Origin of the sequence: Fulvivirga sp. M361 (assembly GCF_007097395.1) — a bacterium.
Taxonomy (GTDB): Bacteria; Bacteroidota; Bacteroidia; order Cytophagales; family Cyclobacteriaceae; genus Fulvivirga.
Genome location: NZ_VKDC01000043.1, coordinates 83,638 through 96,113 on the forward strand (window position 1 = coordinate 83,638; position 12,476 = coordinate 96,113).

Here is a 12,476-nt window from a genome sequence, read left to right on the forward strand (position 1 = left end):
TTAAGATACAGTACGAATCCGTCAGAGAATAAGCGCTAATTAAGTGCTTCAATATCTATTATCAGACCTTAAGAATCTACTATGAAAATCGCTTACATAGGAACTTACCCTCCAAGGGAATGTGGCATTGGCACCTTTACTCAGAATCTTGTAAACGTCATGTCCGATGGTGAAAAGACTACAATAGAGGATAATTATGTGGTGGCGATCAATGACCACAACCTTACCTATCCATATCCTCCGGAGGTTAACCTAACCATTGAGCAAGAGCAACAAACGGATTATCTGCAAGCGGCCAACTTCATTAACCTGAGTGGCGCTGATCTTTGTATTCTGGAGCATGAATTTGGCATTTTTGGTGGGCAGAGTGGGGTTTATATCCTGCCACTGCTCCATCGGTTAAAGATTCCCTTTTTGGTTACATTACATACCATTCTCGAGGCGCCCTCCTATAATGAAAAGGCTATTCTCAAAGAAATTTGCAAAATGGCCCGTCAAATAGTGGTAATGAGCCATAAAGCCATTGAATTCCTGGTCGACATCTATGACGTGCCAAAGGAAAAAATTGCGTTCATCCAACATGGCGTGCCGGATATTCACTTTAATCATGACCAAGCGAGAAAGGAATTTAAATTGACAGACAAGAAAGTACTGCTCACTTTTGGTTTTCTTGGACGAAACAAGGGGATTGAAACGGTTGTCAAATCATTACCCGCGGTGATTGCAAAGCATCCGAATACACTTTATATAGTATTGGGAAAAACGCACCCCAACGTCTTGCGTCATTCCGGAGAAGAGTATCGAAGCTATCTCCAACTTTTGGTTAAAAAAATGGAGGTGTCAGATCAAGTATTGTTTTTGAATGAGTATGTAGATCAATCTGAACTCTTCAAGTATTTGGCTGCCTGCGACATCTACATCACCCCCTATACTAATGAGGCGCAGATTACCAGTGGTACACTCTCTTATGCTATGGGTGTGGGCTGTGCGGTTATTTCCACTCCTTATTGGCATGCAGCAGAGTTGCTTGCAGAGAACCGGGGACGTTTGTTTGACTTTAATAACTCAGCACAACTTTCTGTTATCCTGGATGAACTATTAACTAATCCAGGGGAGCTCAAACGACTCAAGAAGGAAGCATATGATCATGGGAAACAGATGAGCTGGCCAAAAACAGGGTCAAAATACATTGAACTGACCCAGAAAATGATGACTGAACCCAGTGTGGTCCAGGAAACAAAGGAAACTAATATCGACCCGCTTCTCCTTCCTCCATTTTCACTTACCCATGTCAAGCGGCTCACCGATGATACAGGGATTATCCAACATGCAAAATTTGGTATCCCTAACTTGAAGGAAGGCTACTGCCTCGATGACAATGCCAGGGCATTACTGATGGTATTGATGGCCTATCAACAGAAAAAAGATCCTGTGGCACTGGAGTTTATGCCTGTTTATCTCAGCTATATCCACTATATGCAGCGGAAAGATGGACTCTTCCGAAACTTCCTTAGCTTCAATCGTAATTTCCTCGATGATGTAGGGTCAGAAGATTCATTCGGAAGAACAATCTGGGCGCTGGGGTACTTATTAGGTAATACTCCTAATGATGCTTACTACCAAACCGGCAAGCTGATATTTTTTGATGCTGCCCCAAACTTTGAGAAACTAAAATCTATCCGCAGTATTGCTAAAACCATGATTGGTATATCCTATTACCTTAAAAGCAATCCATCGGACGATAGCATGACGGAACGTCTACGCAACCTGGCGCATAAGCTTGTAAAGCATTACAAAGACCATCGTATGTCCAAATGGCATTGGTTTGAATCCCTGCTAGCCTATGATAATGGGATCTTACCCCTATCACTTTTGCATGCTACAGAAATCCTCCATGAAGAAGAAATTGCAAATGTCGCTATGGAAAGCATGGATTTTCTCACGGAGGTCACTATGAAAGATGGCTATCTTTCTATCATTGGCAACAAGGAGTGGTACAAAAAAGATGGTAAACGATCCGTATTTGCTCAACAACCTATTGACGCGCTGGCCATGGTACTCATGTATCATCAAGCATTTAGTTTAACCAAAAACAAAGAGTACCTCAATAAGTTGTTTACTGCTTTTATGTGGTTTCTTGGAGAGAATGATCTGCGTATGAGCCTGTACGACTTCGAGACTAAAGGCTGCTGTGATGGTTTTGAGAGCTATGGAGTCAACCGAAATCAAGGAGCAGAAAGTTCTCTTGCCTACCTCATTTCGCACCTTACTGTATTGAAAGCGTACGAAGAGTTTTATCAAACGGAAGTTTGAGAGTAGCCGTTTTATCTCCGATCACCTGGAGGACACCTCCAACAAAATACGGTCCCTGGGAGCAAGTTGCCTCTACAATAGCAGAGGGTCTGGCCGATAGAGGGATAGACATAACGCTTTTTGCTACAGGCGACTCCATCACCCAGGGCAAGCTGGAATCGGTCTGTAAAACTCCTTTAGGAGAAGATAAATCCAAGAATCCAAAAGTTTGGGAATGTCTACACATTAGTTATTTGATGGAAAAAGCGAACGAGTTCGACATCATCCACAACCATTTTGATTTTCTGCCCCTCACTTATTCAGGACTGATTAGCACCCCGATGATCACAACCATTCATGGGTTTTCATCTCATCAGATCCTACCCGTTTATAAAAAGTATAACAAGACGGCCGCTTATGTATCCATATCAGACTCCGACAGGCACGATGACTTAACCTATCTTAGCACTATCTACCATGGTCTCAACCCTGAAGACTTCCCATTTGTAAAAGATAAAGAGGGCTATCTCCTCTATTTTGGAAGAATACACCCTGATAAAGGAACACATCTGGCCATAGAAATCGCTTTGAAATCCAGCCTGCCACTTAAAATTGCTGGTCTGATTCAGGATGAAGCCTATTTCAATAGCCATGTGAAACCTTACATAGATGGAGAAAAGGTCATTTATGCCGGGAATGCCAACCCTGTGATTCGAAATAAATTACTTGGAAGTGCCAGGGCCTTGTTGCATCCTATAGGTTTCGAAGAACCATTCGGCCTGAGTGTAATAGAGGCCATGATGACTGGCACCCCCGTTATTGCCTTCAAAAGAGGAAGCATGCCTGAGTTAATTGTGGACGGAAAAACAGGCTATTTAGTGCCAGATGTCCCTGGAGCTGTTTCAGCAGTTAAAAAATTAGGGAGTATCAGCACACAATGCTGTCACGATCATGCCGTCCGACATTTTAGCCAGATCAGAATGATCGATGAATATATAGCAGCATACAAAAAAGTGTTGGCAAAGAAAAAATAGCGTCCTGGTATGTCTTTTACTTCAACGCATCAAACAGTTCATCCAGGTCTACCACACCATACGTAGATGAATAATCCGAGACTGCATAAGGCAGTATAAGACTGTTATTGTGAATCAGCGACCCACAGGAATACACTACATTAGGAACGTACCCTTCACGTTCATCCTCACGGGGGGTCAATAACGGCTCATCGAGTCGGCCAATCTCCCTAGAAGGGTCGTCTAAATCAAAGAGCGATGCCCCTATGCAATAACGTCTCATCGGACCTACTCCATGTGAAATAACGAGCCAACCTTCTTTCGTTAAAAGTGGTGAGCCACAATTGCCAATTTGCGTAAGCTCCCATGGATACTTAGGTTCCTGTATGATTTTCGGATCATTCCAAACCGTACTGCGCTCTGAAAGCATGAGATAGTTGTTTATGCCATCTACCCTGGCCAGCATAGCATACTTACCTTTGATTTTTTGAGGGAATAATGCCAGGTTCTTATTTAAAGCTCCTGAACCATGCAAAGGCATCACTCGAAAGGTATAAAAGTCCTGCGTTGAAAGTAGTTTGGGGAGAATGGTGTGACCGTTGTAAGCCGAGTAGGTGGCGTAAGTCTTGTCCGTACCGTCATCCTCGGTAAACCGTACAAAACGAGCATCCTCAATACCCTTGTTTTCTGAATCAGATATGGGAAATAGTACGCGTTGGGAAATGTCGGAGTCTCGGTGAAATTCAATATCATAAAATGAATCAGCCAGCCAGGTGATCTCATTCAAAGCCATTCGTCTCCCACCACTGATGCTCTTGTCATCCAATATTTTATTGACGTTATTTTTCAAAGCATAATACTCGAAGTCTTCCTGAAGATCTGCCATAATGATATCCGAGTACTTCTCCGGGATATCCATTTCTTTCATTTTCTTAACGAAACGTTTCTTATTGTAAAGTTTTTTGTGAGTTACCTCAGCCTTGTCAATATGGTTGCCTACTGGCATGATGCGCAGATCATTGTTTTGATCCAGAATAGCTCTCCTGAAAACAATGGATGATATATGACCTTCCCCCGTAGCTCGAAAGGAAAAAATAACCCGCTTTTCACCATTGTCCAGGTGCATTTGATCCATATCCTCTACTATCGAAGGATTAAAGAAAGCCGCAGATTCAATAGAATACTCCATTGTGAGATAAGAACCAATAAGCATTTTTCGTTCATCCGACAGCTCCGAATAGTTGATCCCCATAAGCTCAATGATTCCCTGGATATTAGCACAGTGTTTAAAAAAAACCCTGGATATGTTTCGATGACGATTGGCAAACTCCCTGAGCGTATGTTCCAATGTTAAGTTAATCTGCTGGTCATCCATTGCCTGTAGCCGGTTCACCATGGTGATGGTACGTTCATTACCATTCATAAAGAAACGTGCAATGACCCTGCTTGAGTCGGGAAGAAATTTGATATCCTTACGAGTAACTGAAACTCTCATGATTTTTACTGTTTCCAACAATCTGTATTGGTTGCTGGTTTTCTTAAGGTACTACTTATTCATTCCAATAAAAGAAAGAACCAATTAATTTATGTAAGGATGGGAAAATAATTGAGTCAATTTTTAAGCGGGAATTCTATGAGCAAGTCACCTTTTTTCTATACGAATAGGAGTATCAAACAAACCCGGCAGACGATAGTCCGCACTATATTTTTATCTAAGGTCACATCATGAGGGTGTGTGACAACTTACCTTTTTACTAAAAGGGTTTATTCTATAAATACTACTTTCCTATTGATGAATTTCAGCATTCCGTCCTTTGCTGGTTCCGCACCCATGTCCATAATATTTTGTAGCCTAAAAAGGAAGCTTTCAAGGTAAATCTGATATTGACCTGCATCAGGTATTTCCAGTAATTCTTAATAGACAATTTCCGTCTCGGATATTCCTTGTCAGTCTACTTTGTGAGGTAGTCCATCAAATCACTTGTTGCCAACTCAGTGACAGTTTAAATCCATGCTTCATTTTACCTGGTTTTAAAGTTTTAGGTACGGAGGAAAATTTGAAAAGAGCCAGCGTAGCTCAGGCATTAGTATTAGTGCAAAGAATTAAGCCCGCTAAAAAGGGAGCTGTGAAACACATAACTCATACCAAAGCACACGGATGTGAAAATCCCTGATACCGCCTAAAGACGCACCACCGACACTGAAGGAACAACGCGGATACCAAACCCCAAAATACCACCAGCCGAGCAGACGAACACGAAACAAATAACTACAATACATCATACATAAAGAGTAAAGTGACACCCCGGCAACCCTGCCTTTGCCGGCAGGCAGGCGCACCGAGGAAAGCCGGATCACCCGGATGGATTGGGGCCGAACGTTAAGAAACCATCCTGTGAATGGTTTTAGCGAGGAGCCAGCAAGCGAAGCGGGCAGGGGAGGATGCAAGGGGCCAAGACGGTTTACGGTGCGAAAGCAGGAGGGAGGCTAAAAAGGCTTGGATTCATTCCTGCCTGCCAGCGCAAAGGCCAGTGTGACGGCAGGCAGGTTACCCTTGTATTTCCCGAACCAACAACCGGAACTTTGCTTTGACCTCTGTGTGGGAATACACCAATCTCATTAATTGTTACTTGAAAGACTTATAGGTTTTTAACGAAATTTGCTTTATCATCAAACTTCACGAATAATCTATTGCAAACTCCCTGCCTTAGTGTTTGACACAACTTCTATAATCAAATACAGATTTGTCCAGAGAAATTCAAATAAGACAAATGTTGAGTCTTTTTTAAATGAATATATCTATTGCTTCTTACTGAAAACACAGTATAGATACTCTAAATACATAGTTAAGGTCAAGGAGTATAAGACAGGTCTGCTAACGGTAGAGTAGGAGTTACTGTTCTTGATATAATGAGAGAGGTACAAACAAAAACGGGTCATAATACGTATGGACTTGTAGCCGCTACATTACTGGAGGAAGCTAGTGATGATTCCAATAAGAGATTTAATGTTTATGTAGAAATATTAAGAAGAAAGGTTGATAGTGGTAAATATAAGGTTTTTGGTACAAGAGAAAATAGCTTTATATAGGTAGTACCTATAAGTAGAATAGAAGAAAAGCAAAATATATTTCTAGATTATGGAAAAATATTCGAAGAAACAAACTAGTACTAGTAGGCAACCGGCTAAAGCAAAAAAAGTCGAAGTGAAAAAGTATTTATCATCCGTAAAAGAATATGGCCCTGAAGTCATAAAAGGCTATACATACGCATTTTAGAGTTTGCTAAAAAACAAAAATGGAGGTTGTCTTTAAGTAAAGTCAACCCTTTTTATTTCAGCATATTTACATTATGTTAAATAGAACCTCATGCGCGTAGGCCCGCCAAAATACCGGGCGTGGGGAGGCCAGTGGGTTGATAGTGATTATTTTAGCTAGGGTTTTTGAATACTTTTGGGCCAATGCCAAAAGTATTTGCCTGCCCGGCACGAGGGCACTGCGAACACGATTAAAAGACAGTCAGCCGGTGAGCACTTCATAACCGTTCAGCAAAAAGCAAGATCCAGTGTTCTAATAAGGAGATTGTTTCTTCGTTCGCATACTCGCTCATCACAATGACGCCCAGATTATGCTTAAAAAATAAAGCGTAGGCAACAAGTGTTTTAGCGGAAAATCATAAGCCCTGAGAATCGCATATTTGAAACTGACCTGTACAATCTCCAGAATACCGAAAAATAGAACGTCAGCGATTTGACGATAAATCTCTTGTTTAGGGTTTGGCCATTCACGCCTTAGCGTGACAAAGCGCGTTGGGAAAAACTTTATATAGCCGTATGGTCAGGGCAAGCTGTGGGGTCGAGCCGATAGCTATCGGCTGCGCTGGCCAGGCGGCTATTTAGACATAATATTATTATATAAGCAAATTAGGTTCTGCGCGGTGGAGAATTTGCCGGGGCTGGTGGCTGTTAGGAGATCTACCTGACTTTGAATGAAACTTTATCAACGCGAGACCGGAATTTGCTTTAACATAAAATCTTTACCGATATACAACTGGCTGTCACACAGGCCGACCCGAAGTTATATATCTGATTTTATATTAACCATCCGCTGCGCGTCTGGCCGCAAATGCCTAGCGTTTGTTATATAATGTTCATTGTGTTATGTTAAATAGCTTAGGAGCTTTTCGTAGGGTTATTTTTTCCTAACCCGGAGAAAAGCCGGGGGTAGGCATAAAGTTTTTGGAGCAAAGGAGTTCTACCAGCAGGAGGGAAGGGCTGGAACACTCTTTTGGCATTTTTGGATTGTGTAGAGGGTTAGAGGGAATGGTGAATGGGTGTGGAAGTTTAGGGCTGCTTAAACTCATTTATTCCAGTTGACCTACCTTGAAAAATACCCAAGGTTGGGTATTGATTGACCCTATACCCATTCTTATCTTTAGAACGACCGATTTACCAAAGCTATATTACTGATTTTTATATAATGAAAAGAACCATCCTAATAGTTTGTCTAATATTTCATTGTTACACTACTTTTTCCCAACAAAGCAATAATTTCAATTTTGAAAGCTATAGAGAGTTTGATTTACAAGGTGGTTATGGGCCCGGTAACATAGTTCAACTAGAAAAAGGTTTCCCCCGTTTGCCAATTATAACGAGAAAAAGGCTCAAGAGTTCATCCAAACGACCAGAGCTTTTTGAGCTTGAAAAAAGGCCTATTCCTCCAAATACTTTTGATAGAAAAAAAGCTTTCAAATCAAGTTTTGTGGCAGATGTTGGTATTACCAACTCTGAGGTGGCCGCAAGGTTAAATAAAGTCAAAAATGTTAAGCTAATTGTTAATGATGGAAACAGATTATTTTTAGCGTCAGGAGAGATAGCCATTTTAGATTTAATCAATAGTATAAATGTATCCGAACTAGAAGTAATTGAACAAGCTCTATCTAATCGTGGCAAGATTTGTCTTATTACAGAAGTTCTTTCCTATAATGACGCAGAATTAAAACTTGATTGGGGTTATGACATTGGAGCCAAGTCACTAATAGAAATAAAAGAATCACTAAAGTTCGATGGTGAATTGAATGATTTAGACAATAAATCAATATCCATAAAATATCAAGACAACGATGATAATAGTCACTTGGTTGGATACAAGGCTGTTGATATGGGTAGATATTTAAAAGCTATAAGAAGAAAAATTTTAAGTGAGAATCCAGATTATTTTCAAAAAAAAAAGTGACCTTAAGTATTGGAGCTCGCTATTCTTACTTTTTTTCGTTTAACACTAGCAAAGACTTTAAAGTCAGAGATCAAGAATTACTTACATTAGATTTTGAGGTCAATTTTTGGTCGGGGCGTTACAATACATGGGGATTCGGTCACAGTCGATTTTTCCCCAATGTACTCCAAACCTCCAACTTTTTTGACACTGTGGATGATTCTTTTCGTGGTAACGTTGAGAACTTTTACGACATGCAAATAAACCTCTTTTATGTAAAATTTACTCGAGGGCATTTTGTTGGAAAAACAAAATGGTTTCTTACAGTAGGTATATCAACAAATCGCTTGAATATTAGGAACGTTGAGACATCATTGACGTCTTCACAAAATGAAATTCTTGAAAGTGCCAGTGAAGAATTCGACAATAAAAAAGCGACTGCTAGTGTAGGAACTGACATATTGCTCGCAGGCAGATTCGGAAGTCTCCAAAAATGGTTGAGGCTGCAAGTCAGTTATATACCATTAAGGGTTCATGGTGAAGACTATTCGTTTAATTTACTTGGAAATGCTGATGTAGTCAGTGTTAATAGAGATGTAAGGAACATATTTCTTAGCGCTGCATTGGTTCTAAGTCTCAATCGTTAGATTTTATGAAACAATCAATAACCTTGATATGGGCTTTATCTTGTTTCATGTTGGTGGCATCCTGTGAAGACGATGATGAGGTAAGGGAGCCAGAATGCCAGTTTTCGACAGAGAATATTTTTTGCAACCTAAATTTGGATGAAATAATATCTTTAGAAATAAGTACTAATACTATATTTCGTTCGACCGAAAAAATTGAAATAGAGCCTTATTCATACAGTTCGGATGGAAGAGTTTTTAACGTTTCGGGAGATGACCATCTCATATCGGTCTCAAATCATTCTTCGGTAAGAAGTGGAAATATTAATTGTTGTGATGCTGCCTCGCTCTTTGATCATCTCAATAATACACCTTTATTTCGGTGGAAGATAATTGACAATCCAATAATAGCTGTAGCTATCTTTAAAAATATAATTAAAGCTAGCAGTAACAATACAATAGGTAATCCTGAAGATATAGTATGGTTATGGCACAGTGGACTTTCAAAAGCGAAAATAATTAATGGCGAATTCATGGAAATCGCTTTTGCAAATGGAGGTGGCTTTCAAGATGGAAAAGTTGTTGGGTTACCAAAGTTGCAAGATAACCACGTTTACTTCTGGGCAATATGGGGGTGGGATGAAATGGGAATTGAAGTAACTAGATCTAGTTGCCAGATACCGTTTTTAGTTAATAGCATACCTGATACAGTAACATTGACAAAACCACGTTCTATTGTAGGTGAATGGAAGTTGAAAAAAGCTATAAGAATTATTTCACAACCTTTAGATGTTACAGATTCCTTTTTCATCAGGAAACTTAGCTTATCAATAGATGAGATCATTACTGCTGAAGATTGCTTTTCTTCTCTTTCACTAGAGATAAAGGACTCTAATGATATTTATACTTTCGGTACGTGGAACAATCTACGTAACACTGTTATTCTATCTGATTCTCTGAGAATTTCTCAGATAAGAGTGACTTGTAATCAGTTTTCAGGAATAATTGAAAACAGCGCAAATGGGGAATTGTATGCTATCGAATTTGAAGATGACTCGTGAAGGCAATAAAATGGTCAATGTTAATCAAGGCATAAACCACCTCTTCCTTTTTCCACCTGTCGGATATTTTACTTGCTTCCTTTTAAAATCAGAGATTTCATTTTTCAACTTCTTGTTGGCATTTTCAAGAAGATCATTTTGAACTTTCATGATATTTAACAGATCATGCATAGCATTGAGGTTTTCTAATTGATGGGACACCAATTCTTCTAGGTCGGCTTTTGTATATTTCGGGTATGGCATTTGTCCGGTTTTTAGTTAATAATTTCCGATTATCGGATCAAATATATTGATAGTCGGACAATTCTCATAGCAAATGTTTAGAAAATCGGAAAAATTTATCTGCTTAAGTATCTTTATTGTTACTAAACCGGATAAAAATGACTGAATTAGGGCTATTTCTTTCAAGAAAATCGATTAACCGATCTGATGTATCAAGAAAGACTGGCATTAGTAAAACAAGATTGAGCGAGTTGGCAAATAATACCAGCACTAAACTTAGGGTCGATGAACTCTATTTGATTGCTCTTGCGATTGATGTTGATCCTTGCGAGGTGATGAGGGAAGTATGTAAAGGTTTGAAGCTTAAACCTGATAATTGATATTTCCATAGATATCTATATAAATGGAAATAGCTCTGTTGCCAGAAGAAGATAATCAAGTTAAAAAGTGTTTATTTTAGCCAACTAATATCATTTCTGGACGTTTTACACAACAAGACTGAATAAGCTTAAATAATATTATTTAAATTGAGCTATTGGTTTGATTTTTGTCCAAGTTTGCATATATTATTTTGAAAGAGGTGTCGCTGATGAGGGTTAAATCAAAACATGTAAGGAATAGGCTAGAACGGAGACTTGTACAGTCTCGAAAGGAATTGTTATGGTCTTACAATAAAGAAAAGATCAATTCGCTCTCTGATGAATTTATCATTAATACATTCTTAGTATCAGGAAATGCTCAGGATTGGCAGGACTTGAAGAATGCCTATGAAGTTGAGGAGATAAAAGAGGTCTGGAAAGACAATATTCTTTTAGGAGGTTTTCGTCCTGAGAAACAAAAAGAACTTGTTGCATTCTTCTTTAATAGCCAAAACCCTTCAATATACATCTCACAGAACAAAAGAAGAAAGTTAGAGAAAGCTTTTGCAAGGAGTTACTGAAGATACCCTGAAGGTTCTTGAGGTCATCAAGGATTATAAAGAACTAGAACAATATTTTCTAATTGGAGGAACTGCATTGGCAATCAAACTTGGTCATCGCCTTAGTGAGGATCTCGATCTTTTTACTTATCGGAAATTCCCAGGAAGCCGGTTTAATCTTCCGAATCTGGATGAAATCTTCGCGAAATTCAAAAGTGATTTTTCGGAGATTAAGACAGAGCATTATGAAAAAACAGATGTTACTATCTACTTAGACGGAATCAAAGTTCAATTACGTGCTGAAAATCAATTCCATGGGCCAAAAAAAGTAGATAGTATTGGTCATATCGGATTGCCCAATGAAGCAGAACTATTAGGCATGAAATTAGTTGCATTATCATTGCGTGACACTTGGAGAGATATCTTCGACCTTACACATCTGGTCGATAAATTTGATTATGAGGATTTCCCAAAAGCATATAATAGCATCATGAGTTCCAAGTATACTGGCTCAAAAAATGGAAAGAAAAAACTCTATAATGCAACAATATCTAAACTCAAAGATGAGAATCTCCTTGAAAAACTGTACAGAAATGACCCAATGGAAGGGTTGATAACAAATAGGGAAGTAACGCCGAAAATAGTCTTAGAAAAATTTGCAGCTCTTACTTACATTGAAGTAAAAGATTAGAATTATAACTAGTCATATTCTCTGACGGCCTTAAACCACAAAAATACCTATTCCCATCAAAGGTTTGGAAAGAACCGAACCGGCTCTTCACAGATTCTGCAATTAGACATCCTGAGTATGGCATTAATTTGAATAAGTATACTATCCATGAGTTCAGAGATCAATATGCTTTCGAGAAAATGATTCAAGAACTCTGATATAGAACGACAAAAAAAAGCTCCCTAAAAAGGGAGCCTAGCAATACCGACCTGATACCAGAGGAAATAGATACGATAATCATACATCCCACCGTGCCATTTAAACGTATCCGTCCGATAAAATCCATATTTGAGGGAGTGGTAAAAAGCGATAAACTTGTGTCATGAAAAGACATGATCAGGAACAGATGCGTATTCTTTACCGCCAATGGAAAGAGTCAGGAGAAAGCCAAACGGCTTTTG

General features: G+C 39.2%; 10 protein-coding genes. 8 read left to right on the plus strand and 2 right to left on the minus strand.

Annotation, left to right across the window (positions count from 1 at the left end; all coding sequences use genetic code 11):
• Positions 1 to 81 precede the first annotated feature (81 nt).
• The gene (locus FNH22_RS27995; RefSeq protein WP_143401831.1) at positions 82 to 2,313 is read left to right on the plus strand and encodes a glycosyltransferase family 4 protein; all 2,232 of its coding nucleotides are present in this window, start codon (positions 82 to 84) and stop codon (positions 2,311 to 2,313) included.
• Positions 2,310 to 3,326, plus strand: coding sequence for a glycosyltransferase family 4 protein (locus FNH22_RS28000; RefSeq protein ID WP_143401832.1), 1,017 nt, complete (start codon positions 2,310 to 2,312; stop codon positions 3,324 to 3,326). The genes FNH22_RS27995 and FNH22_RS28000 overlap by 4 nt, the downstream gene beginning before the upstream one ends.
• A gap of 16 nt (positions 3,327 to 3,342) precedes the next feature.
• Here the strand turns inward: FNH22_RS28000 and FNH22_RS28005 are convergent, their stop codons facing one another.
• Entirely contained in the window at positions 3,343 to 4,800 is a 1,458-nt protein-coding gene (locus tag FNH22_RS28005; RefSeq protein ID WP_143401833.1) for a glycoside hydrolase family 130 protein, read from the minus strand.
• A 2,982-nt stretch (positions 4,801 to 7,782) separates the two neighbouring features.
• On the opposite strand from FNH22_RS28005, the gene FNH22_RS28010 reads away from it, so the two are divergent.
• From FNH22_RS28010 to FNH22_RS28020, 3 genes are read left to right on the plus strand one after another with little or no spacing between them, the layout of a single operon-like run.
• Positions 7,783 to 8,538: a hypothetical protein gene (locus FNH22_RS28010; protein ID WP_143401834.1), complete on the plus strand. Its 756-nt coding sequence runs from the start codon at positions 7,783 to 7,785 to the stop codon at positions 8,536 to 8,538.
• Entirely contained in the window at positions 8,535 to 9,164 is a 630-nt protein-coding gene (locus tag FNH22_RS28015; protein ID WP_143401835.1) for a hypothetical protein, read from the plus strand. The genes FNH22_RS28010 and FNH22_RS28015 overlap by 4 nt, the downstream gene beginning before the upstream one ends.
• A 5-nt stretch (positions 9,165 to 9,169) precedes the next feature.
• On the plus strand, positions 9,170 to 10,204 hold the full coding sequence (locus tag FNH22_RS28020) for a hypothetical protein (RefSeq protein WP_143401836.1): 1,035 nt from the start codon (positions 9,170 to 9,172) through the stop codon (positions 10,202 to 10,204).
• A gap of 24 nt (positions 10,205 to 10,228) precedes the next feature.
• On the opposite strand, the gene FNH22_RS28025 is transcribed toward FNH22_RS28020, so the two are convergent.
• On the minus strand, positions 10,229 to 10,447 hold the full coding sequence (locus FNH22_RS28025) for a hypothetical protein (RefSeq protein ID WP_143401837.1): 219 nt from the start codon (positions 10,445 to 10,447) through the stop codon (positions 10,229 to 10,231).
• Between the two features lie 137 nt (positions 10,448 to 10,584).
• Between FNH22_RS28025 and FNH22_RS28030 the strand changes: the two genes are divergently transcribed.
• The 3 genes from FNH22_RS28030 to FNH22_RS28040 all read left to right on the plus strand — a co-directional run bounded on the left by FNH22_RS28030 (position 10,585) and on the right by FNH22_RS28040 (position 12,036).
• Entirely contained in the window at positions 10,585 to 10,806 is a 222-nt protein-coding gene (locus tag FNH22_RS28030; RefSeq protein WP_143401838.1) for a helix-turn-helix transcriptional regulator, read from the plus strand.
• A gap of 209 nt (positions 10,807 to 11,015) precedes the next feature.
• Positions 11,016 to 11,366, plus strand: a complete 351-nt coding sequence (locus FNH22_RS28035) for a hypothetical protein (protein ID WP_143401839.1) — start codon at positions 11,016 to 11,018, stop codon at positions 11,364 to 11,366.
• Entirely contained in the window at positions 11,350 to 12,036 is a 687-nt protein-coding gene (locus FNH22_RS28040; RefSeq protein ID WP_143401840.1) for a nucleotidyl transferase AbiEii/AbiGii toxin family protein, read from the plus strand. The genes FNH22_RS28035 and FNH22_RS28040 overlap by 17 nt, the downstream gene beginning before the upstream one ends.
• The last annotated feature ends 440 nt before the right edge of the window (positions 12,037 to 12,476 follow it).

What these genes read in the sequence shown, in the direction of transcription:
- FNH22_RS27995 (WP_143401831.1), top strand. Translation starts at nt 82, where the DNA reads ATGAAAATCGCTTACATAGGAACTTACCCTCCAAGGGAATGTGGCATT.
- FNH22_RS28005 (WP_143401833.1), bottom strand. Translation starts at nt 4,800, where the DNA reads ATGAGAGTTTCAGTTACTCGTAAGGATATCAAATTTCTTCCCGACTCA.
- FNH22_RS28010 (WP_143401834.1), top strand. Translation starts at nt 7,783, where the DNA reads ATGAAAAGAACCATCCTAATAGTTTGTCTAATATTTCATTGTTACACT.
- FNH22_RS28020 (WP_143401836.1), top strand. Translation starts at nt 9,170, where the DNA reads ATGAAACAATCAATAACCTTGATATGGGCTTTATCTTGTTTCATGTTG.
- FNH22_RS28025 (WP_143401837.1), bottom strand. Translation starts at nt 10,447, where the DNA reads ATGCCATACCCGAAATATACAAAAGCCGACCTAGAAGAATTGGTGTCC.
- FNH22_RS28030 (WP_143401838.1), top strand. Translation starts at nt 10,585, where the DNA reads ATGACTGAATTAGGGCTATTTCTTTCAAGAAAATCGATTAACCGATCT.
- FNH22_RS28035 (WP_143401839.1), top strand. Translation starts at nt 11,016, where the DNA reads ATGAGGGTTAAATCAAAACATGTAAGGAATAGGCTAGAACGGAGACTT.